At 41.9% G+C, this 22,389-nt stretch carries 24 protein-coding genes; 19 read left to right on the plus strand and 5 right to left on the minus strand.

Annotated elements, in window-relative coordinates; all coding sequences use genetic code 11:
- Positions 1–33 precede the first annotated feature (33 nt).
- Positions 34–909 (plus strand): cytochrome c oxidase subunit 3, encoded by an 876-nt coding sequence (locus CWC16_RS06795; RefSeq protein ID WP_138540989.1) that lies wholly within the window; start codon positions 34–36, stop codon positions 907–909.
- Here CWC16_RS06795 and CWC16_RS20385 read toward each other — a convergent pair.
- Positions 809–1,120, minus strand: a complete 312-nt coding sequence (locus CWC16_RS20385; RefSeq protein ID WP_138540990.1) for a DUF2909 domain-containing protein — start codon at positions 1,118–1,120, stop codon at positions 809–811. The two genes, CWC16_RS06795 and CWC16_RS20385, sit on opposite strands and share 101 nt — an antisense overlap.
- A gap of 14 nt (positions 1,121–1,134) precedes the next feature.
- On the opposite strand from CWC16_RS20385, the gene CWC16_RS06805 reads away from it, so the two are divergent.
- From CWC16_RS06805 to CWC16_RS06865, 13 genes are all read left to right on the plus strand, one after another.
- On the plus strand, positions 1,135–1,875 hold the full coding sequence (locus tag CWC16_RS06805) for an SURF1 family protein (RefSeq protein WP_138540991.1): 741 nt from the start codon (positions 1,135–1,137) through the stop codon (positions 1,873–1,875).
- Positions 1,865–2,359: a hypothetical protein gene (locus CWC16_RS06810; protein WP_055015462.1), complete on the plus strand. Its 495-nt coding sequence runs from the start codon at positions 1,865–1,867 to the stop codon at positions 2,357–2,359. The genes CWC16_RS06805 and CWC16_RS06810 overlap by 11 nt, the downstream gene beginning before the upstream one ends.
- 30 nt (positions 2,360–2,389) lie before the next feature.
- Positions 2,390–3,379, plus strand: coding sequence for a COX15/CtaA family protein (locus tag CWC16_RS06815; protein ID WP_138540992.1), 990 nt, complete (start codon positions 2,390–2,392; stop codon positions 3,377–3,379).
- Between the two features lie 12 nt (positions 3,380–3,391).
- Positions 3,392–4,321 carry a heme o synthase gene (gene cyoE / locus CWC16_RS06820; protein ID WP_138540993.1) on the plus strand — a complete coding sequence of 310 codons (930 nt, stop codon included), beginning with the start codon at positions 3,392–3,394 and terminating at the stop codon, positions 4,319–4,321.
- Complete coding sequence (locus CWC16_RS06825) at positions 4,318–4,935, plus strand: SCO family protein (protein WP_138540994.1); 618 nt, start codon at positions 4,318–4,320, stop codon at positions 4,933–4,935. The genes cyoE and CWC16_RS06825 overlap by 4 nt, the downstream gene beginning before the upstream one ends.
- Before the next feature lie 139 nt (positions 4,936–5,074).
- A complete protein-coding gene (locus CWC16_RS06830; RefSeq protein WP_502705072.1) occupies positions 5,075–5,371 on the plus strand; it encodes an STAS domain-containing protein in 297 nt (98 codons plus the stop codon).
- Positions 5,372–5,379: 8 nt separating this feature from the next.
- Complete coding sequence (locus CWC16_RS06835) at positions 5,380–5,742, plus strand: response regulator (protein ID WP_138540996.1); 363 nt, start codon at positions 5,380–5,382, stop codon at positions 5,740–5,742.
- Between the two features lie 14 nt (positions 5,743–5,756).
- A complete protein-coding gene (locus CWC16_RS06840; RefSeq protein WP_138540997.1) occupies positions 5,757–7,844 on the plus strand; it encodes a chemotaxis protein CheA in 2,088 nt (695 codons plus the stop codon).
- Positions 7,841–8,326, plus strand: coding sequence for a chemotaxis protein CheW (locus CWC16_RS06845; protein ID WP_055015456.1), 486 nt, complete (start codon positions 7,841–7,843; stop codon positions 8,324–8,326). Before CWC16_RS06840 ends, CWC16_RS06845 begins: the two co-directional genes overlap by 4 nt.
- A gap of 48 nt (positions 8,327–8,374) precedes the next feature.
- Positions 8,375–11,080: a methyl-accepting chemotaxis protein gene (locus CWC16_RS06850; protein ID WP_138540998.1), complete on the plus strand. Its 2,706-nt coding sequence runs from the start codon at positions 8,375–8,377 to the stop codon at positions 11,078–11,080.
- A 60-nt stretch (positions 11,081–11,140) separates the two neighbouring features.
- On the plus strand, positions 11,141–11,971 hold the full coding sequence (locus tag CWC16_RS06855) for a CheR family methyltransferase (protein WP_138540999.1): 831 nt from the start codon (positions 11,141–11,143) through the stop codon (positions 11,969–11,971).
- Positions 11,955–12,578: a chemoreceptor glutamine deamidase CheD gene (gene cheD, locus CWC16_RS06860; protein WP_029774194.1), complete on the plus strand. Its 624-nt coding sequence runs from the start codon at positions 11,955–11,957 to the stop codon at positions 12,576–12,578. The genes CWC16_RS06855 and cheD overlap by 17 nt, the downstream gene beginning before the upstream one ends.
- 8 nt (positions 12,579–12,586) lie before the next feature.
- Positions 12,587–13,618, plus strand: coding sequence for a protein-glutamate methylesterase/protein-glutamine glutaminase (locus tag CWC16_RS06865; RefSeq protein ID WP_055017969.1), 1,032 nt, complete (start codon positions 12,587–12,589; stop codon positions 13,616–13,618).
- A 48-nt stretch (positions 13,619–13,666) separates the two neighbouring features.
- Here CWC16_RS06865 and CWC16_RS06870 read toward each other — a convergent pair whose 3' ends face one another.
- On the minus strand, positions 13,667–14,692 hold the full coding sequence (locus CWC16_RS06870; RefSeq protein WP_138541000.1) for a polysaccharide deacetylase family protein: 1,026 nt from the start codon (positions 14,690–14,692) through the stop codon (positions 13,667–13,669).
- Between CWC16_RS06870 and dinF the strand changes: the two genes are divergently transcribed.
- Positions 14,672–16,006: an MATE family efflux transporter DinF gene (gene dinF / locus CWC16_RS06875; protein ID WP_138541001.1), complete on the plus strand. Its 1,335-nt coding sequence runs from the start codon at positions 14,672–14,674 to the stop codon at positions 16,004–16,006. The two genes, CWC16_RS06870 and dinF, sit on opposite strands and share 21 nt — an antisense overlap.
- Before the next feature lie 9 nt (positions 16,007–16,015).
- Here the strand turns inward: dinF and CWC16_RS06880 are convergent, their stop codons facing one another.
- Both CWC16_RS06880 and nfuA read right to left on the minus strand, forming a co-directional pair.
- Positions 16,016–16,285 carry a hypothetical protein gene (locus tag CWC16_RS06880; RefSeq protein WP_138541002.1) on the minus strand — a complete coding sequence of 90 codons (270 nt, stop codon included), beginning with the start codon at positions 16,283–16,285 and terminating at the stop codon, positions 16,016–16,018.
- 6 nt (positions 16,286–16,291) lie between these two features.
- Complete coding sequence (gene nfuA / locus CWC16_RS06885; RefSeq protein WP_055015452.1) at positions 16,292–16,867, minus strand: Fe-S biogenesis protein NfuA; 576 nt, start codon at positions 16,865–16,867, stop codon at positions 16,292–16,294.
- A gap of 146 nt (positions 16,868–17,013) precedes the next feature.
- Here nfuA and CWC16_RS06890 point away from each other — a divergent pair, with 146 nt between their 5' ends.
- Entirely contained in the window at positions 17,014–19,569 is a 2,556-nt protein-coding gene (locus tag CWC16_RS06890; protein ID WP_171037634.1) for a M14 metallopeptidase family protein, read from the plus strand.
- A gap of 8 nt (positions 19,570–19,577) precedes the next feature.
- Here the strand turns inward: CWC16_RS06890 and CWC16_RS06895 are convergent, their stop codons facing one another.
- Positions 19,578–20,255, minus strand: a complete 678-nt coding sequence (locus tag CWC16_RS06895; RefSeq protein WP_138541003.1) for a ComF family protein — start codon at positions 20,253–20,255, stop codon at positions 19,578–19,580.
- Positions 20,256–20,328: 73 nt separating this feature from the next.
- On the opposite strand from CWC16_RS06895, the gene bioH reads away from it, so the two are divergent.
- The 3 genes from bioH (at position 20,329) to CWC16_RS06910 (ending at position 22,330) form a co-directional block, all read left to right on the plus strand.
- Positions 20,329–21,066 carry a pimeloyl-ACP methyl ester esterase BioH gene (gene bioH, locus CWC16_RS06900; RefSeq protein ID WP_138541004.1) on the plus strand — a complete coding sequence of 246 codons (738 nt, stop codon included), beginning with the start codon at positions 20,329–20,331 and terminating at the stop codon, positions 21,064–21,066.
- Between the two features lie 89 nt (positions 21,067–21,155).
- Complete coding sequence (locus CWC16_RS06905; protein ID WP_138541005.1) at positions 21,156–21,464, plus strand: hypothetical protein; 309 nt, start codon at positions 21,156–21,158, stop codon at positions 21,462–21,464.
- 5 nt (positions 21,465–21,469) lie between these two features.
- Positions 21,470–22,330 (plus strand): putative metalloprotease CJM1_0395 family protein, encoded by an 861-nt coding sequence (locus CWC16_RS06910; RefSeq protein ID WP_138541006.1) that lies wholly within the window; start codon positions 21,470–21,472, stop codon positions 22,328–22,330.
- The last annotated feature ends 59 nt before the right edge of the window (positions 22,331–22,389 follow it).

Here is a 22,389-nt window from a genome sequence, read left to right on the forward strand (position 1 = left end):
TGCATGTCTAGTGTAAAACTAGGAGCAAGTAACATGAATCAAGATTATGAAAACTACTACGTACCCGAGCAAAGCCCTTGGCCCATAGTGGGCGCGGTGGCGTTATTTTTTATTGCAGTGGGTGCGGCGTTAACAGTCATGAATTTAGAAAGTGCAGGGGGCAGCGGTGTGTATTTGCTATATGCAGGCATTGCAGTGCTGCTGTATATGATTTTTAGCTGGTTTAAAAATGTAATTAGCGAATCAGACCAGGGCTTATATTCAGCGCAAATGGACCGCTCGTTCAGACAGGGCATGAGCTGGTTTATATTCTCTGAAGTTATGTTTTTTATGGCCTTTTTTGGCGCATTATTTTACGCCCGTGTTTTGTCTGTGCCTTGGCTTGGCGGCGCTGGGAATAATGCGATGACCAACGAGGTGCTTTGGCCTTCCTTTGAGGCCGTATGGCCACTACTAACCACACCAGCAGGTGAAACCACGCAAGCAATGGGATGGCAAGGCTTACCCCTTATTAATACGCTTATTTTATTAGCGTCTTCGGTTACTTTGCACTTTGCTCACGTAGCCATTGAAAACAATAAACGTAAACCGCTAAAAGTGATGTTGGGGGCAACCATTTTATTGGGTGTGTGCTTTTTAGCATTGCAGGTGGAAGAATATATTTATGCCTACAACGACTTAAACTTAACACTAGATGCAGGCATTTACGGGAACACATTCTTTTTGCTGACAGGTTTTCATGGCATGCATGTGACCCTTGGCGCCATTATTTTGTTTGTTGTATTTGTGCGTATTTTAAAAGGCCATTTTACGAAAGATAAACACTTTGCGTTTCAAGCAGCGGCTTGGTATTGGCATTTTGTTGATGTGGTATGGCTGTGTTTATTTGTTTTTGTGTATGTGTTGTAACGGCGATTGGTGAGTGATTAGCCTTTATAAAACCAAGTTTTACAGCGGCTATCACCATCACCAAAACCACCACAGAGAACAGTACGCGACGGCCTAAAAAATGCGACATAGGCCGATTGCCAGATTTATCGGTCACCATAATAAATAGCGCTCTAAACAAGTTGAAAAGTATAAATAGTAACAGCAGCACAATAATAATTTTAATAATCACTGGGTTGACCCTTTATGCAGTTAATTTTAAGGCGTAAACAAAAGCTTAGCTCATTTATCGCACTTTGCGTTGTGGTAGCTGTGGTGCTGGTATGTGTACGTTTAGGGTATTGGCAATTAGCAAGGGCTGAGCAAAAGCAGCAACAGTTAACAGCTATAGCTAACATGCAAACCCAAGGCGTAATGAGCTGGCAGCAATTACAGGCCATGCCTTCAAAGTGGAATAAAACAGGTGTAGTGGTTGAGCTTGTTGGAAAAATAATAAATCAGCAATACTGGCTTTTAGATAACCAAGTTTACCAAGGGCAAGTGGGTTACGATTTATTGGTTTTATTTAAGCCAAGCCAAGCAAGCGGCGCTTTACTCGTTAACTTAGGATGGGTAAAAGCGCCTATTTCACGCAGCGAATTACCGAACATCCAACTTCCTAAAAGTACTCTTACGTTTAAAGCGCAAATAAAAGAGCAAAACTTAGCGAGCTTTAACTTACAAACCAATTCGACAAAACAAGACTTTCAAAAACGAATTCAATCAATAGATTTACAAAAGCTAAGTGAGCAGAGTAATCAATCGTTATTTAACTTTATGGCTTATCGTCAAGGTACTGGAGATGCGCTAGCAATACCGCATTATACAGCGGTGGTGATGAGTCCGCAAAAGCACCAAGCGTATGCAGTGCAATGGTTTTTAATAGCCTTAGCCTGTGTGGTGGTGGCCATTTTTGCCAGTAAAAAGAGGACTAACAATGAAAAATAATCCCTTAGTTTTGTTTGTTGTATGTTGCGCTGTACCACTCGTACTCGCATACGGTGCGCTAAAACTAGACTGGTTGCCAAGCGCTATTACCAATAATGGCGATTTTTTACAGCACGAAGTAAAGCTTGAAAACTGGCAGCAACATAACCCTAAGCAATGGACAATTGCACTTAATTACTCCAATAAATGTAGTGCATCGTGTAATGAGCAGCTCAATGCGCTTGATAACTTATATATCGCCTTAGGAAAAAACCAAGGCAAGGTTGATATGGCTGTAATGGGGGCGCCTAATGTTAAGAACATGCCTTGGAAAACCTTTAACGCGCAACAGAATTTACAGCCCGCTAGCTTATATTTAATTGATCATAGGGGGTTAGTGGTGCTTGAGTATCCCTTTAAAGAGCAGCCTCAAGAAAACCGCTTAGTACAAAAAGGGTTATTAAAAGATTTAAAAAAACTACTTAATTATTCTCGTTCAAGCTAACTAATAGCGCATTGTTAATGGGAGATTCCTATGTATAAAAATTATAAACACTGGGTACTTGCAACAGGGTTGCTCGCATTATTAGTGGTAGGGCTAGGCGCATATACACGTTTGAGTGACGCAGGGCTTGGTTGTCCTGACTGGCCAGGTTGCTATGGCTTTTTAACTGTACCAAAACATGAAGCCGATATCGCACTGGCTACCCAAAGTTACCCAGATATGATGTTTGAAACCGCCAAAGCGTGGAAAGAAATGATCCACCGTTACTTTGCAGGTGCGCTGGGGTTACTTATTTTAGCGCTATTTGGGTTGGCTTTTGTAAAGCGCCATAACTCAAACACGCCGGTTAAATTACCGCTAGCATTATTGTTGTTAGTTATATTTCAGGCAGCGCTGGGTATGTGGACCGTTACTATGAACTTGCAACCGCTCATTGTAATGGGGCATTTACTGGGGGGGTTTAGTATTTTATCGCTAATCACTCTTTTATATCTGCGTTTAACCAGTAAACCCATAGAGGGCGGAGATAGTAGCGCTAAACGCTACTTTTCATTGAGCTTAGTTGCATTGGCTGTATTGGTTATTCAAATTGCATTAGGTGGTTGGCTTGCAGCAAATTATGCAGCGCCACACTGTAATGGCTTACCGCTGTGTAGTTATGCGCAGCCATTTTCACTCAGTAGTGTGTTTCAGCTACCGCTTGAGCACAGTAACTATGAGTACGGAGTATTATCGCAACAGGCGCGTATGTCTATTCACCTACTACACAGAATTTGGGCGCTAGTTACATGTGTTGTATTGGCGCTAATTATGTGGCGTATATACAGTCAGGCGCAATCTGCAAAAATAAAACACTGTACTGTCAGCGTGCTCGTTGCGCTACTGTGCCAAATTAGTTTGGGGCTTGCGGTGGTGCATTGGCATTTTCCGCTAGGAGTGGCGCTGGCACACAATTTAATGGCAGCTATCTTGTTATTGACTATGGTTAGGTTGTGTTACTACCTAAAAGCACGCACTTAAAGGGGAATAATTATGGCACTCACACTCGACAAAAAAGAACTACAAGTTATTAGCGCACACCCTTTTATTCAACGTGCTTATAATTTACTGCAAGATTACTTAGCTATTAGCAAGTTTAAAGTAGTGGCTATGTTGGTACTTACTGCCTGGGTTGGCTTGGCACTGGCGCCTGATGTAGGGCGAGGCATTGCAGTACAATTTATTAGTTTATTAGGCATTGGGTTGCTCTCTGGCGCTGCGGCGGTAATAAACCATGTTGTTGATAGCGAAATAGATACAAAAATGGCGCGAACACGCCACCGCCCTGTAGCCAAAGGCCGGCTTAGTAAAACCCATGCATTAAGCTTTGCAGGTGTGATAGGGGTTGCCGGTTTTATAATGCTAATGCTTTGGGCCAACACCCTAACGGCCGTACTTACGTTGTTTGCATTAGTGGGATATGCTTTTATTTACACCTCTTTTTTAAAGCGTGCCACACCGCAAAACATTGTGATTGGTGGTTTAGCTGGCGCAATGCCGCCTTTATTGGGTTGGGTTTCTGAAACAAATCAAATGGCAGCCGCACCATGGTTACTTGTAATGATTATATTTACGTGGACCCCTCCGCATTTTTGGGCACTGGCAATAGCACGCAAAAGCGATTACGAACGCGCTAAAATTCCTATGTTGCCAGTGACTCATGGTATCGATTTTTGCAAAACGTGTGTTGTGGCTTACACCATATTACTGGCGCTTGTATGCGTGTTACCGTATTTAATTGGTATGTCGGGCGGTATTTATTTAGTCGGCGCATGTGTGCTCAATGCACTCTTTTTATATAAAGCGGTTAAGCTAAAGCTAGCCCCTGATAATAGTAATGCCATGGACTTATTTCGCTTTTCAATTGTGCATTTAATGGTACTCTTCGTGATCTTATTTATAGATAAATGGCTCCCTTTATGAAGCAGTTACGGATTAGCTTAGTTGTAATTTTTTCGTTTTTATTAGTCGCTTGCTCAGAGCAAAATAGTGCACCCGATGTGCAAGCCTTAGTGTATGAGCAAGCCAAGCCTCTTTCTGATTTTACACTTAACGACCAAAACGGTGAGTTAGTAACCAAAGCGCAATTTTTGGGGCAGTGGAACTTAGTGTTTTTAGGCTATACCAGTTGCCCTGATATTTGCCCATTAACGCTTGCGAAGCTAAATAGTGTGTATAAAAAGTTACATAACGAATACCCACTGCAAATTTGGTTTATGTCGGTAGATCCTCAACGCGATACGCCGGTAAAACGCAAAGCGTATATTGATTATTTTAACCCTGAATTTTTAGCTGTTTCGGGTGAGCACAAAAACCTATTCCCGGTGGTGAGAGAGCTTGGCCTAATTTATGCCATTAGTGACTCACAAGAATCAGAATATGCGGTCGATCATAGTGCTTCGGTGGCTTTAGTTGATGCAAATGGAGCGGTAAGAGCCATATTTAAGCCTGAGTTCCAACAAGGAAATGTGCCCCTTATTAATACCACTCAACTCATTAGCGAATTTAAACAAATAGCGGATTACTATAAAAACTAGTTTTAAACTTTTCACGCATTTTAAAAGGAGCTTAGGCTCCTTTTTTGCTTTTTAGCGCCACTTTTAAAAGTTTTATTAATTTTTTTGAGCCTTTTATGGCAATTTTAATAACTAAGGCTAAGCTTTTGTTATGAATTGAATTGACAGGGAAAGTCCTGAAAAAATGCTAAAACTTCCAAGCGAACTTGCGATTATGCAAGTAGAGACTCTTCACCAAGATTTATTACAAGAACTCAATAGCAACAACGATATTTGTTTAGATGTCAGTGAGGTTGTTTCAGCCGATACCGCGTCAATTCAACTTTTGTGTGCTTTGCAAAAACACCTACTTACCATACATCATAAAATTGTATGGGTAGGTAACAGTGATGCACTTCAAAACGCCATTAATCAACTTGGCTTAAGTCAATATTTAATACTTGATAGTAAAGGGTAGAGGTTTATATGAAGAAAATTTTAGCGGTTGATGATTCTGCGTCAATGCGTCAAATGGTGAGCTTTACGCTTAAAACCGCAGGTTTTGATGTTACCGAAGCAAAAGATGGCAGCGAGGCTCTTGCGATTGCCAAGCAGCAAAGTTTTGATGCGGTCATTTCAGATGTAAATATGCCCATTATGGATGGTATTACGCTTATCAGAGAACTCAGAGGTCTTCCTAATTATAAATTTACGCCGCTGCTAATGTTAACTACCGAGTCAGGATTGGATAAAAAAGTAGAAGGCAAAGCAGCTGGCGCAACAGGCTGGATTGTAAAGCCATTCAACCCGGATCAGTTACTAGCGGTGCTTAAAAAAGTAATTCGTTAACTGAGGAGTGCGGCGTGAGTATAGATTTAAGTCAATTTTTTGAAGTGTTCTTTGAAGAAAGTTTTGAAGGCCTAGATACAATGGAGGCCGAGCTATTAAATTTAGAGCCCGGCGAAGAAGACTTAGAAACAATAAATACTATTTTTAGAGCTGCGCACTCAATTAAAGGGGGCAGTGGCACCTTTGGCTTTAACTCTGTCGCTGAGTTTACTCATGTGCTTGAGACCTTACTCGATCAAATACGCCAAGGCGAGCGCGAGCTAACCACCGAACATGTTAATTTATTGCTTAAAGCTGTTGATTGCTTGCGCGGGTTACTTGGTGAGCTGCAAGCTGAGCAAGAGCCTGATTTATCACACGCTACGACCTTAAAAAAACAGTTTGAAATTGTACTCGAAATGCAAGCCGATTCAGCCCCAACCGAGGCAAGCGAAGTGACGGCTGCTGCTGAGGTAAATACTTTTCAAATTGATTTTAAACCGCATCATCACCTTTTTAAAACAGGCAACGAGCCTTTATTTATGATCAGCGAGTTAGCTGAACTCGGCGAGCTTGAAACGCAGGCATTTTTAGACGATATCCCAGATATTAAAGATTTAAGCAGTGACGAGTGCTACTTGCACTGGCGCTTTTTTTTAAATACCAGCGAAAAAGAAGCCGCCATTAAAGAGGTGTTTGAGTGGGTAGAGGATGATGCCGATATAAAAATAGAGCTCTGTGGCGGGTTATTTGATGAAGACAGTTCTCACACCGCAAACACGGACGAAAAGAGCAACCACAGCACAGCTCAAACACAGCCTATTAGCGATGCCAAAAAAGCACCCGATAAACCTAAAAGCAAACCCATAGCCGATAAAAAGCCAACATCAGCACCGGAGTCTACATCCATAAGAGTAGGAATAGACAAAGTAGACTCATTAATAAACATGGTCGGTGAGCTGGTGATAACACAAGCCATGTTAAATCAGTTGAGCGAACAAGAAATTAGCGAATCGACCATTACGTCATTACAAGAAGGCCTTGCGCAGCTGGCGCACAATACCCGAGACCTGCAAGAAAATGTTATGCGTATTCGTATGTTACCGATTAACTTTGTATTTAGCCGGTTTCCGCGCTTAGTGCGCGATATAGCGCAAAAACTAAATAAGCAGGTGGAGTTAAAATTATTAGGCGAGCAAACCGAGCTTGATAAAACGGTAATGGAAAAAATATCCGACCCCATGGTGCATCTTGTCAGAAACTCGCTCGACCATGGCCTTGAAACAATTGAACAGCGGGTTGCCGCAGGTAAAGACCCCGTGGGCACCGTGACCTTAAATGCCTTTCATCAAGGCGGTAATATCGTGATAGAAATAATGGACGATGGACAAGGCTTAAATACGCAAAAAATAAAAGAAAAAGCCATTGCTAATGAGCTAATTACCGCTGACTGTAATTTAACCGATGATGAAATTAACGAGCTTATTTTTATGCCTGGCTTTTCTACCGCCGATGCGGTTAGCGACTTATCTGGGCGTGGTGTAGGAATGGATGTTGTTAAGCGCAATATTCAATCTTTAAATGGCTCTGTTGAGGTTTCTTCAGCGCCTGGCGTTGGCTCTACCTTTACAATTAGGCTGCCCCTTACGCTTGCCATTTTAGATGGCCAATTAGTTAAAGTTGCCCAGCATACTTATATTATTCCGCTTATTTCTATTGTTGAATCGCTACAGATTGATATCACTAAAGTAAGCCGAGTGGGTAAAGACTTAGATGTACTAAGGCTTCGTGACGAATACATCCCTATTTTACGCTTGTATCAAATTTTTAATCATCAAAACGCCATAGAGTCATTAGACAAAACCTTGCTGGTGGTTGTTGAAACCGACAACCAAAAAGTGGGCTTGCTGGTTGATGACTTACTTTCACAGCAGCAGGTAGTAATAAAAAGTTTAGAGGCGAATTATCAAAAAGTGGATGGCGTGTCTGGAGCAACTATTTTAGGCGACGGGCGTGTCTCGTTAATTGTTGATATTAGCGGCTTAATAAAATTATCTGGGCTTAAAAAACCAGGTAGCCAAGAGCTAATCATAGACTCTAAAACACCTCTGGAGGCTTCATGATTAGCGCACAAAGCGAGTTAAATAACAAAATTGATTTAGAGCAACAGCAAGGCGTTAAGCAATTTCTAACCTTTATTATGGCTGATGAAGAGTACGGTGTAGATATATTAACCGTGCAAGAAATCAGAAGCTGGGAAGAAATTACCGTACTGCCTAACGCTCCCGATTTTGTTAAAGGAGTGATAAACCTTCGCGGCACCATAGTGCCAATAATAGATTTGCGCTTACGTTTTGGTTTGCCAAGTACTGAATATGGGCCATTAACGGTTGTTATTGTTGTAAAAGTTACTTTTGAAAACGATTCAAAAGTAATGGGCATCGCAGTAGATGCGGTTTCTGATGTTTACAGCATTGCAGAGCAAGACGCCAAGCCCGTCCCTAGCCTGTCTGATTCGAGTAATTGTGAGTATGTGGCAGGGCTGGTAAACGTAGGTGAAAAAATGGTCTCGTTAATTGACTTACAAAGAACAATGGATATATAGCCGCAGTGCTATGTAGCAACAAAAACAAACATAAAGGTGGTGATGGGCATGGGATGGTTTAGTAATCCGAAGCAATCAGAATCAAGTAATGACTTAATCGTTAATGCATTAAATAAATCATTAGCAGTTATTGAGTTTGAACCGAGTGGCAGAATAATTACCGCCAATTCAAACTTTTTAAATGCAATGGGGTATCGCTTAGAAGAAGTGCAAGGCCAGCACCACTCTATGTTTGTTGAACCAGACGAAGCACAAAGCAGCGAGTATAAAAATTTTTGGCAACGTTTACGCGGCGGTGAGTTCATTTCTGACGAGTTTAAACGCCTTGCAAATGGAGGTCGTGAGGTATGGATTCAAGCGACCTATAACCCGATTATTGATAGCCAAGGCCAAGTGCTAAAAGTAATTAAATTTGCCACAGATGTTACCAAGCAAAAAAAACAGGCCGCTGAAGCGCAAGGTCAGCTTGAGGCAATTAGTAAATCTCAGGCGGTGATTGAGTTTAATCTTGATGGCACAATTATTACTGCCAATGACAATTTTTTAAATGGTTTAGGCTATCAACTTAGCGAAATAAAAGGCCAACATCATAAATTATTTGTGGACCCAGAATACGCTAATACAAACGAGTATAAACAGTTTTGGGAAAAGCTTGGGCGTGGAGAATACGACTCGGGCGAGTACATGCGCATAGGTAAACAAGGACAAGAAATATGGATTCAAGCCTCTTATAACCCGATATTTGATTTAAATGGCAAGCCTTATAAAGTGATTAAATACGCAAGTGATATCACCGCGCAAAAACAGCTAGAGCGTGAGTCTAAAAAGGCTGCGGACTTAGCAAGTGCGTTAACCGTTTGCCAAGCCAATGTAATGATTGCCGATAAAGATCTCAATATTGTATTTGTAAACGATCAAGTTAAGTCAATGCTCAAAGCACGTGAAACGGCCTTGCAAAGTGTGCTACCTAGTTTTTCTGTCGATAATTTAATCGGCACCTGTGTAGATGATTTTCATAAGCACCCAGCTCATCAACGCGAGCTATTAAAAAACTTAAAGCAACCTTACAAAACTGAGTTACGTTTAGCAGGGCTTATTTTTAGTTTGATTGCCACACCATGGATAAATCATGAAGGTAAACACTTAGGCACCATTGTTGAGTGGGAAGATATTACCGATAGCGTAGCAAAAGCAGAGCAAGAGCGCGCTGAAGCTCAAGAAAACTTAAGAGTAAAACAGGCGCTTGATACCGTAGCAACAAACACCATGATAGCCGATGCCTCAAATGTGATTGTTTATATGAACAACGCGGTTAAATCGATGATGAGTATTGCTGAAGATGATTTGAAAAAAGAGCTGCCAAACTTTGATAGCACTAATTTAATTAAGCAAAATATAGATATATTCCACAAAAACCCGGCCCACCAGCAAAACTTATTAGCTAAGCTTACAACAACATATCGCGCTGAAATAAAAGTAGGTGGACGAACCTTTGGGTTAGTGGCAAGCCCTATTTTCACACCAGAGCAAGAACGCATAGGCACCGTAGTTGAGTGGGAAGATAGAACAAGTGAAGTCGCCATAGAAAAAGAAATTGCGCAGTTAGTGAGTAATGCTGGTAAAGGCGATTTAGATACGCGTGTAGATGAAACAGGTAAAGAAGGCTTTTTCTTACGCTTGGCGCAGGGTTTAAATAGCTTAGTGGAAATTGTGGATGATGCCGTTAGCGATACCGCTCAAATGCTTGATGCAATGGCCAATGGCGATCTGTCAAAGCGCATAGAGAAAGAGTATCAAGGCTCGTTTGATAAGCTCAAGCAAGATGCTAATACCACGGCAGATAAACTCACTGATGTTATAAATCGCATAAACTCCTCAGCCACACTTGTTGCCAGTGGTGCAGAGGAGATTTCACAAGGTAATGCGGATTTAAGTCAGCGTACCGAGGAGCAAGCTTCATCGCTTGAAGAGACTGCATCGAGTATGGAAGAGATGACCAGTACCGTAAGGCAAAATGCAGATAACGCAAAAGTTGCTAACGATTTGGCCGAAGAAACCTGCGACAAAGCAATTCAAGGCGGAGAAGTGGTTAATAGAGCAGTAACGAGTATGTCGGCTATTAACGAATCGAGCAAAAAAATTGCTGACATTATAGGTGTTATTGACGAAATTGCCTTTCAAACTAATTTACTGGCGCTTAACGCGGCTGTAGAGGCAGCTAGAGCGGGTGAGCAAGGCAGAGGTTTTGCTGTGGTTGCTGGCGAGGTGCGCAACCTAGCGCAGCGCTCAGCAGGAGCGGCCAAAGAAATTAAAGAGCTCATTAGAGACAGCGTTGCAAAAGTCACCGATGGCTCTGTGCTTGTAAATGAGTCGGGCGAAACCCTTAGAGAAATTGTTTCAAGCGTACAACGTGTTACGCAAATGATTTCGGATATAACCGAGGCCTCTGAAGAGCAAAGCGCAGGCATTGAGCAAGTTAATAAAGCCGTTGCGCAAATGGATGAAATGACCCAGCAAAATGCGGCACTTGTAGAAGAAGCCTCTGCTGCCGGTGAGTCCATGGCTGAGCAAGCCAATGAGATGCGCCAATTACTGCACTTTTTCTCTCTCGGGCAGCAAGGTATGAATACATTGCCAAATACGCACTTTGAACGCTCAGCGCCCCCAGCGCGTCAACCTAGTGGCTATTTAAAAAATACCCAACCCAAAGGCGAAAACTTTATAGACTCAGCAGATGAGTGGGAAGAGTTTTAGTCACTATTGGCTTGCTAGTTAAGATGCCAGCAAGCCTGCTTTACAAGGGATGGTATAACAATGAAAGAATTTTTATGTACCGATAAAGATTTTAAAGATATTGCCACGTTGGTTTATAACGCATGCGGAATTGTGCTTGGCGATCATAAACGCGAAATGGTGTATTCCCGCTTAGCAAGAAGGGTAAGAGAGCATAAACTTAAAAACTTTTCGCAGTATTTAGAGTACTTAAACAATAATAAAGAGGCTGAGTTTGACGCATTTATTAATGCTATTACCACTAACTTAACCTCCTTTTTTAGAGAACCCCACCACTTTGAGTTTTTAAAAAACACCATAGTGCCGCAGTTACTTAGCAGTAATAAAGTAACAAAACGAGTACGCGTATGGTCAGCGGGTTGCTCTACAGGCGAAGAGCCTTACAGCTTAGCAATAACCCTTGCCGATTTATTCCCAAGTTCGTGGGATGTAAAAATTTTAGCAACCGATTTAGATTCTAATGTATTAGCCAAAGCACAAGCGGGTATTTATACCGCGGCTAATGTAAATGGCTTAGAAAACAATGTACTTAAAAAGTGGTTTTTAAAAAGCAAAGATGGGCAAACATATAAAGTGAAACCACAACTAAATAAACACATTTTTTTTAAACGCCTTAACCTTTTACAAGAGTGGCCCATGAAAGGGCATTTTGATGTAATTTTGTGCCGTAACGTGGTTATTTATTTTGATAAAGAAACAAAAGACACCTTGTTTAAACGTTATGCAAATGCACTTAATCGTGATGGGTATCTGTTTTTAGGGCACTCAGAGAGTATGGGAAAAGAGCATTCTGAGTTTAAAAATTTAGGGAAAACTATGTATCAAAAGCAACACAATGCACGCACAGTTTAGGCCGGTGCTCCCAGGGTTTGAACATATAAAACGTTACTGGGATGCAGGGCGCACAAGCGTGGTGGCAAAAATATTACCTGGCGAATTTTATGTCTCTAAAAATGATGAGCTTATTTCTACAGTACTAGGCTCATGTATAGCCGCGTGTGTATATGATGAAAAAGCCGGTATAGGAGGCGTAAATCATTTTATGCTGCCGGTAAAAAAAGGTTTAGAGTTAAACAGTGCACATAGTTTAAGTTGTCGCTACGGAAATTGGGCAATGGAATACCTGATCAACGAAGTGTTAAAAGGTGGCGCTGCACGAAAAAATTTAAAAATAAAGCTCTTTGGTGGCGGAAAAATAATTAGCGCCATGACCGACATTGGGATAGGTAATATTAGCTTTGCCAATGCGTATATTCAGGAAGAGTCGCTTAATCTTGTAGCACAAGATATGGGAGGGCCGTGGCCACGGAAAATTTTTTTTCATCCGCATACGGGCAAGGTTCACGTAAAAAAGCTGAAGAATTTGCATAACAATACAATTGAAAAACGCGAAGTGCGCTACCTGCAAAACCTTAAGCAACAAGATAAAGCCACCGAGACTAACATAGAGCTGTTTTAGGAGCCCTCATGGTTAAAGTTCTGATAATTGATGATTCACCACTGATAAGGCGTTTGTTGAGCGAAATACTATCTCAGGCGAGCGATATCGAGGTTGTTGGCTGTGCCGAAGACCCTTACCAAGCACGAGAAATGATTAAATTGCTCAATCCAGATGTGCTTACCCTCGATGTAGAAATGCCAAAAATGGACGGCATTAGTTTTTTAAGAAACCTAATGCGCTTAAGACCTATGCCCGTTGTGATGATTTCTACATTAACCCAGCAAGGCTCACCTATCACCTTAGAAGCGCTTGAGCTTGGTGCGGTGGACTTTATTGCCAAGCCGACTGTGAATGTTAAGCAGCAAATGAGTCAATATGCGTATGTCGTGCAGCAAAAAGTGCGTGTGGCGGCAGGTGCTAGGGTAAGAAGCTTTAAAAAAGCCACGACAGTGAGCGAGCCTTTGCCCACCAATGCACAATTTTTATTAAACAAGGTTATTGCTATTGGGGCTTCGACAGGGGGCACAGAAGCAATAAAAGAAGTCCTTATAAAAATGCCAGTAAATAGCCCGCCAATTGTGATCACTCAGCATATTCCTCCGGTATTTAGTACCTCGTTTGCCCAGCGTATGGACCGCACTTGTGCCATTAACGTAAAAGAAGCGCAGCACGGTGACAAGCTTAGTGCAGGGTGTGCGTATATAGCCCCAGGCGGTTTGCATTTAAGCATAAAAAAAAGAGGGGTGAGTTTATATTGCGAACTTGATGATTCTGAACCGGTGAACCGCCATAAACCGGCGGTAGATGTATTATTTAACTCGTTACTTGAGTGTGGCGCAAAAAACATTGTGGCAGCGCTGCTCACCGGTATGGGAAGCGATGGCGCAAAGGGCTTACTAAGTATTAAACAAGCGGGGGGTTACACCATTGCCCAGGATGAGTTTTCTTCTGTGGTGTGGGGAATGCCCAAAGCGGCAGTAGATTTAGGTGCCGCTAATGAAATTGTTGCGCTTGATAAAGTAACGCAGCGCTTATTGCATCAAGCTATAAAGGTGTAAGACGAGTTATAGCTTGTTACGTACCGTTTTAAATATAGGTTGTAATTACTACTGAATAACCCACGGCTGTGAAAACCAATAGTAACTACCAGCATGCTTGATAGAAGGCGCGGTACAATTAAAGCGTGAGCGACCTTTATTTAGCGCCTTTGGCGAGTCAATTTTTACAGTCCTGTCGTTTATCCACGTTAATTTAGCCTGCCCTACACTTGATACATAGCACGCAAACTGGCTTTTATGAAAATCGCCCATTTCAAACTCAATATTCAGTGTTGGAGGATTTTGCGAGGTTACACTGTCTTGGTAGTCTAGATTTTTTATATTAAACGCTCGTGAGTTTAATTTTGTGATTAACGTATCTAATTTACTATAAAAGCCTGAGGCTGGAAAACGGGGCAAACGTGTAAAATTAGAATTACTATTAACCGCGCCTGAGTGTTGGCCTATACCAACAAAACCAAGTTCTTTTACAAGCCCTTGTAGTGTGTTGTTAAACTCGCCATACGGGTAAGCAAGGTATTTGTAGTCGTGACCTATTTCTTCTTTAATGCGTTGTTGCGAGTGCAAAATATCTTGTTTTATACGTGCCCGCCATTGCGCATCGCTCTCATTTTTTAGCTTGATATGCAGGTAGTCATGTTGGGCGGTATGATTTGCAATTAACGCTCCCTTGCCAGCGAGCTCTTTTAATTTTTCCCACCCCATTACGTAGCCTTTGCCTTCATCAATAAGGGTAGGGTTTACAAAAATAGTATAGGGGTAGCCAAATTTTTCTAAAATTGGCGCTGCTTGTTCGTAGTTGTTGTTATAGCCATCATCAAAGGTGATAGCGACTGTTTTTTCAGGTAAGTTTTTGCCCTGTTGTATAGCGTTTATTAGCTCATTTAGCGCTATAACATTAAAATTGTGTTCTTTTAAATAGCTCATGTGCTTGGTAAAGGTATTTGCGCTTACACTGGTCACAGCCGGAAGGGTTTCGCTTACATGGTGATACTGTAGAATAACCGCCGCATGAGCGCGTACTGAAAAACAAATGAGAGTAATTAAAACTAAATGAAACAATTTCTTAAACATAATAAGGCACACCATAAAAGCTTGCTGTTGCTAGCGGGACCAATGATATTATCAAATATTACTGTCCCACTGTTAGGAATTGTTGATACTGCTGTTATCGGCCACTTAGGTAGTGCACATTACTTAGCGGGCATTGCACTTGGCTCAACTGTTATTTCTATTTTATTTTGGCTCGCCGGTTTTCTGCGTATGAGTACCACAGGGTTAGTAGCCCAAGCATACGGGCAAAATAACTTAACACAGTTGGCTGCGCTTTTAAAACGTAGCTTATTGCTGGCTGTGTGTGTGGCGTTAGCGCTTATTGCTTTCTCCCCCTTGATAAAACAAGCAATCGCTTTTTTGTCAGGCGCAAATAGCGAGGTTTTAGCGCAAGCATATCAGTATTTTAGTATTCGTATATTTAGTGCCCCTGCCGCACTGTGTAATTTAGTGCTGCTAGGGTGGATGCTTGGCGTACATTATGGACGTGGGCCATTTTACTTGCTGTTAGTGACCAATATTACCAACATAGTGCTCGATATATATTTTGTGGTGTATTTAGACTGGGCAGTAGCGGGAGCAGCATGGGCGTCGTTAATTGCAGATTACTGCGCGTTGGCTTTTGCGTTGTTACTAGTGATTAAGCTCGCTAAAAGGCAAGGCGTGGCGCTAAGCGTGCCAAACTGGCTTAGTATCAGCAAAATGACAGAGCTACTTAGTTTAAATAGAGATATATTTATTCGCTCTTTAATTTTGCAACTGTGCTTTAGCTTTATGACTTTTTATGGTGCGCGCTTAGGCGAAACAACGCTTGCAGCAAATGCAGTATTACTTAACTTTTTAATGTTAGTAAGCTTTGCGCTTGATGGCATTGCCTATGCTAGCGAAGCCAAAGTTGGCCAAGCAAAAGGCCAGCAAAGCGTTAATAATATCAGGTTATGGGTAAAAATAAGTGTGTTTTGGGGAATGCTTTTTGGCGTGTTGTACAGCGTATTTTTTGCTGTGTTTGGCAGTGCTATTATTAAGCTTTTAACTGATGTGCCCGAAGTAATAGAAGCGGCGACAAATTACTTACCATGGGTAATCGTATTGCCTATGTTAGCAATGAGCTGCTTTTTGTTTGATGGCGTATTTGTAGGGCTTACACGGGCAAAAAATATGCGTAACAGTATGATTCTTTCGGCTGCTGTTGGCTTTTTTGGGGTGTTTTGGGTGTTTATAGAGTGGCAAAATAATGCATTATGGCTGGCTATGAGTTGCTTTATGTTTATGCGCGGCGTTACGTTAATTATTAAGTACTTGCAGTTAAAAGCAACGAATCAGCTACTCGATTAAGCGAACGCGTCATTTCCATAGGTCGGGGTCGTGATTTTTTGGCCCCATATCTTTTAAAACTTGTGAGAAACGATTGGCAAAAATACCGCTATACCCCCATGCAGCAAAAAATAATGCAGGGATTAAAATAACCACGCCTATAATTTGCAAACTAAAATGAGTGTAGTAGCCAAGGGCAATAAATATCACGGCTAGCACAAACAGTGCTAAGCCGCGAAAAAAGCGCGTTAAACTCAACTTAGGGTTGCTCCCTAAGCGATAAATAAGCGGCTTTAACATTATTGCTTAGTAATAAGAGTGATCGCCCGCTTGGTGCTCGGTAATATCGGCAACACCGGTGATTTCATCAAATTTAGCAACCATTTCTTTCTCGATGCCCTCTTTTAGGGTTACATCGATCATAGAACAGCCATTACAGCCACCACCAAATTGAAGTACAGCAATACCTTCAGCGGTTACTTCAACTAAGCTAACTTGGCCACCATGGTTAGCTAGCTGTGGGTTTACTTCGGTTTCAAGCATGTGTTGAACACGCTCATTTAGCGATGCGTTATCGCCTAGTTTACGTGCCTTTGCATTAGGCGCTTTTAACGTTAACTGAGTGCCCATTTTGTCGGTAACAAAATCAATTTCAGCTTCCTCTAAAAAAGGGGCGCTTTCTGTATCTACTACGGCATCAAAACCATTAAAGTTAAGACGAATATCGCTGTCTTCTACGGCGTCTTCTGGGCAATAAGAAACACCACATTCCGCTTGTGATGTACCAGGGTTTACAACAAACACACGAATATTAGTTTGTTGTGCTTGATCTGCTAAAAGTTTAGCAAAATGCGCTTGTGCTGTTTCGGAAATAGAAATCATAAAACCGTCTATACTTGACTAAATTACTCGGATACTGCATATCATACTCCGCTCATCGTGTTGCGGCTAGTGTTGAGCGTAAAAAGTTGGCATCTATTTTAAGCAATGCTAGCGTGCAAATAACAAACATTTTTAGAGTGATTTATATGCGCTGGATAGTAACTATAATGGTGGCAATGCTTAGCTTTTCAAGTATGGCAAAACCACTTTCGTATTATTTTGAACAAGATGTAGAGTTTGATAAAACAATACCCACCCCACAAGACGTACTTGGTTACGAAGTAGGTGAGTGGCATGTAAGGCACGACCAACTTGTGCGTTATATGGAAATATTAGCGCAAAAAAGTAATCGTATAAATTTTGAAGTAATAGGGCGCACACACGAGCAACGTCCGCTTGTGATGCTAAGTATTAGCAGCGCTGAAAAACTCGCTAATTTAGAGCAAATTCGCCAAGCGCATTTAGCCCGTTTAGCAAACAGTGAGCAAGCTAAAAACACACAAAATGAGCCTGCTGTAGTTTGGATGGGATACAGTGTGCACGGCAATGAGTCATCAGGCAGCAATGCCGCTTTATTGGTTGCGTATTACCTTGCTGCAGCGCAAGGCCCAGAAATAGAAAAGCTATTAAATAATACCGTTATTTTGCTCGACCCTTCACTTAACCCCGATGGCTTGGCTCGCTTTGCCAATTGGGCTAATAGTAATCGGGGGATGAGCTTATCAAGCGACCCAAAAACGCGTGAACACGTAGAAAGCTGGCCAAGTAGCCGTACAAACCACTATTGGTTTGATTTAAACCGCGATTGGTTATTGCTACAACACCCAGAGTCGCGAGCACGCATTGCTAAATTTCATCAATGGAAGCCAAATATCCTTACCGACTTTCATGAAATGGGCCCTAACAGCAGCTACTTTTTTCAACCAGGTATTGCTAGTCGCAAGCACCCAATCACCCCAGATGAAAACGTAACGCTTACTAAAGCTATAGCCAATTACCATGCTAAAACCTTAGACAAAAATAATGCCCTTTATTTTACCGAAGAAAGCTTTGACGACTTTTATTACGGCAAGGGTTCAACCTACCCTGATGTAAACGGCGGTATAGGTATTTTATTTGAGCAAGCAAGCTCACGTGGGCATGTACAAGACACTATAAACGGTACGCTTACCTTTCCTTTTACTATTAAAAATCAGTTATTAACCAGCCTATCAACCTTTAAAGCAGCGGTAGATAACCGTGAGGCGCTATTAACCTATCAGGCAAAATTTTATAACCAAGCAATTGATTTAGCACATGATGAAAGTTTTGAAGGCTATGTGGTTGAGGGCGCTGAAGACAGCACCCGCATTAAACTATTTTTAAACCTGTTAAAGCAGCATCAAATAAATGCTTACCCACTTACCAAAACGCTAAAGGCCAATGGTAAAAACTTTTCTACAAATAGTTACTTTGTCCCGCTGGCACAACCTCAATTTAGATTAGTTAAGGCTATTTTCAGCGAGCAAAAAAGCTTTGCCGACAACACATTTTATGATGTGTCGGGCTGGACCCTTGCCCATGCGTTTAATTTAGAGTTTGCAAAAGTAAAAAGTAGTTGGGGTTTAGAGGTTGCAAGTACTGCGTGGCAAAAAACCGTTAAACCATCATTTGCTGCGTTAAAGAAAAGCTATGCATTTGGTTTTGCCTGGGATGATTACTTAGCACCTAAAATGTTAAATAGCTTGTTAAAGCAAGGCATTAAAGCGCGTGTAGCGTTAAGCGCATTAACAGCGAAAAGCAGCACCACCGAAATAGACTTTGCACCTGGCAGTATTATCGTTCCTGCTGGGTTGCAAACGGACCCTGATTGGGTGGCTATTTTAAACGATGCGCAAACCCAATTTGGTATTGCGATAAAGCCTATTACCACCGGTCTTACTAGTAAAGGCGCCGATTTAGGGTCGCGCACTATGGCAGTATTAAACGAGCCAAAAGTACTGCTTGTGGGCGGTAAAGGTGTAAGCCAATACGAAGCAGGCGAAGTTTGGTATTACCTAGACCGCTTTGTCGGTATTTCTCCGACCATAGTAGAAATGGAGCGTTTAGGTAGCCTAGATTTAAATAATTACAGCCACATTGTACTAGCGAATGGCAATTATTCGGGCTTACCTGATAGTGATAAAGTTGCCATTAAAAGCTGGGTAAGAAAAGGCGGCGTAATTTGGGGCCACAAAGGCGGCGCTAAATTTTTAGCTGATCAGCAATTACTTAAGGCTAATTATTTATCTAGGCAAGATGTAGCCAGCGCTTTTAATACTCAAGGGCTAAATTACGCAGATAAAGATCATTTAGCTGGGCGACAACGTATAGCCGGCGCTATTTTTAATACCGATGTAGACACCACGCATCCACTTACATTTTCGCTTAATCGCGAAACATTACCAGTATTTAAAAATAGCACTTGGTTATTAGAAAAATCATCCGCACCGTTCGTAAACATACTCACTTACCCACAAAAACCACTACTAGCAGGGTTTACCGATGGCGTAAATGAGCAGCAAATTGCCGGTGCAGCAGCCATGATTGCTCACTCATACGGGCGTGGCAGTGTTATTGCAATGACCGATAACCCCGTTTTTAGAGGATACTGGTACGGCACAAGTCGATTACTCAGTAATGCGTTATTTTTTGGCCATACATTTAGAGTGAGAGGCGATTAAGTACACTGTTAAAGTGGCGTTAAACAAGTAACAAAAGCCCACACTTGTTTAGCGCCCGCTTCCTTTAATACTCGGGTAGCTGCGTTGAGCGTTGCGCCTGTGGTCATTACATCATCGACTATTGCCACTGTTTTTCCGCTCATATCTTGTGTACATACAAAGGCATTTTTTACATTTTGAATCCGTTTGGCTTTAGATAGTCGGGACTGTGCTTGCGTGGCTTTATTTCGTGTAAGCGCATTACTAATGCAAGCGTGTTTGGCTAAACAAGGCTGCCATACTTGACTGACCTGATTAAACCCTCGTGTTAAAAAACGGCGTTGATGCAAGGGTAGAATGATAAAAATGTCGGGCTGGGTAGCTAAATTTTCAAAAAATAGAGCAAGTTGGTATTTGATTACTTGTTGCAGTGCTTTTTTATAATGAATTTGATTATTAAATTTGAGGCGTTTAAGCCAGTGCTCAAAAGGGGGTTGGTAAAAAGCGCAGGCAAAGAGCTTATCAAATTCGCAATTTGGAAACATTTCTACAATATCAGGGCGGTGTAATAAATTGCTGTATTTATTCAAATCAAACATGTTTAAATCTGCCAAACAATAGTTACACAGGGCCTCTTGAGTACTAACAACCCCCTGACACTGCAAGCAGTAAGAGGGAAACAGCCAGTTAAAGAATGTGTGCTGCATTGACAGCTCCTTGCGTTGCTTTCGCATTATTAACCGTTATGATGGAGCTAAGTTTGGTTAAGGTTAGGCAAATATGCAAAGCGAGTTAGTTTTATTACATGGTTGGGGTATGAATCAAGGCGTATGGCAATTAGTGCAGCCAGAGTTAACGTTTTTATACAGTGGCTCGGTGCGCAGTATTGACCTGCCTGGCTTTGGCAACAGCAATAGCTGCCCAAGCCCTTATAATCTTCACGATGCGGCTGAAATCGTAAGCGAGCAACTTAGCTCTGGCTCTATTGTAATGGGTTGGTCGCTAGGAGGGTTGTTTGCATTGTATATTGCAAAGCATTGGCCTGAAAAAGTTTCAAAAGTTATTTTAGTTGCCTCAACCCCTTTTTTCGCCGAGGCAGATGATTGGCCTGGCATAAAAGCCAGCGTGCTTGAGCAATTTAAAGAGCAATTAGTTAATCACCGAGAAAAAACCATAGAGCGCTTTTTAGCTATTCAGGCTATGGGGAGCGAGTCGGCACGCGATGATATAAAGCAGCTAAAGCAATTGTTAAACCAGTATAACGCCCCAGAAAGTGAAGCGTTAAGTGCGGGTTTAAACATTTTACAAAATGATGATTTGCGCGACGTATTTACACATTGCCCAGTGCCTATAAAAGCGATATTTGGTCGTTTAGATGCGCTGGTACCTTACAAAGCAATTAATAAAATGGCAGCACTAAATGCTGAGTTTGAATACGAAGTACTAGACAAAGCTTCGCATGCACCGTTTATTTCTCATAAAAAAGAGTTTTTATCTGCCGTTAAATCAATGCTTTAAAACAGCCTAAAGAAAGGTCCTGTTTAAAGCTTTATTTTGGCCATAAAGTGAGCGATAATTAAACAATATTTATTTTTTGGAGGTACAGCATGGCTATTGGTTCAGTATTTAATAGTGGTGTAGAAGGGTTTAATCGTGCAAGCCAAGGTATAGAACGAGCAAGCGCAGAGATAAACCGTGCCACCATTGAAGAGCAAGACGATACACAGCTAGCCCAACAGCGCCAGTTAACAGCAGCGAGTTCAGATGAAGCTGTAACAGCGCCTGTTGCACAACCCGCTCGAGTTGACGAAGCGCTTGTTAATTTAAAAGTCGAAGAATTTAATGCCAAAGCAAACACGCAATCTATTCAAACGGCTGATGAAGTGCTTGGTACGTTAATCGATATTAAAGTTTAACCGTTATGAATATTGTCACGCCATTTCCGTCTATCAATATAAATACCGCCAATGTTTATACGGAAACCGCTCGGCGTGACAACCAACTGCGCGACGTTATTCCTGCCCCTGCTCCTAATAGCGCCAGCAATACCGAAACCAAAGCGCAAAGTGATGCTGATAAAGCAAAGCTGCCAACAAGTGCAGACTCTGCCACGTACGATGCAACCGGTAAGCTGAATGATGAGCAAACTGTTGAGCAGCGTCAGCAAGGCAGTGAAGATTCAAATAACGAACAGCAACAAAATCAACAAGCAAGCGAAGACACCTCCGAGGAAGAACTAGAGCAGCAACAGCTTGAAATAGAACAGCAGCAAATTAAAGAGCTTAAAGCGCGCGATACTGAAGTGCGTGTGCATGAACAAGCTCATGCATCTGTGGGAGGGCAGTATGCAGGCTCGCCAAGCTATGAATATCAACGTGGACCAGATGGCACTAATTACGCGGTGGGCGGTGAGGTACAAATTGATGTATCTGTAATTCCCGGCGATCCGCAAGCCACTATAGAGAAAATGCAAACGGTACGTGCAGCCGCACTTGCCCCAGCAGAGCCATCAAGTGCCGACAGGGCAATCGCGGCTGATGCAACCCAAAAAATGGCCGCAGCACAAGCTGAATTATCAGCCCCTGCTGACGATGAAGCGCAAGCACAAGAGCCACAAAGTGCGTTATCAATAAACGAAACAAGCACCGCTGAGTCTCAAAGCGATACTAATACAGAGCAATCACGCGATCCTGAAGTAGACGCTCGAGCTGGCCGTATTGCTAATTTTTATCAAATGACTAGCTCGCCACAAAACAAGAGTGGTTTTTCTGCGTTTGGTTAAAACTAGTTAAGCATAATTAAAAAAAGCCGCTCAATGAGCGGCTTTTTTGGTTTAGTAAG

Origin of the sequence: Pseudoalteromonas sp. S3776 (assembly GCF_005886915.1) — a bacterium.
Lineage (GTDB): Bacteria > Pseudomonadota > Gammaproteobacteria > Enterobacterales > Alteromonadaceae > Pseudoalteromonas.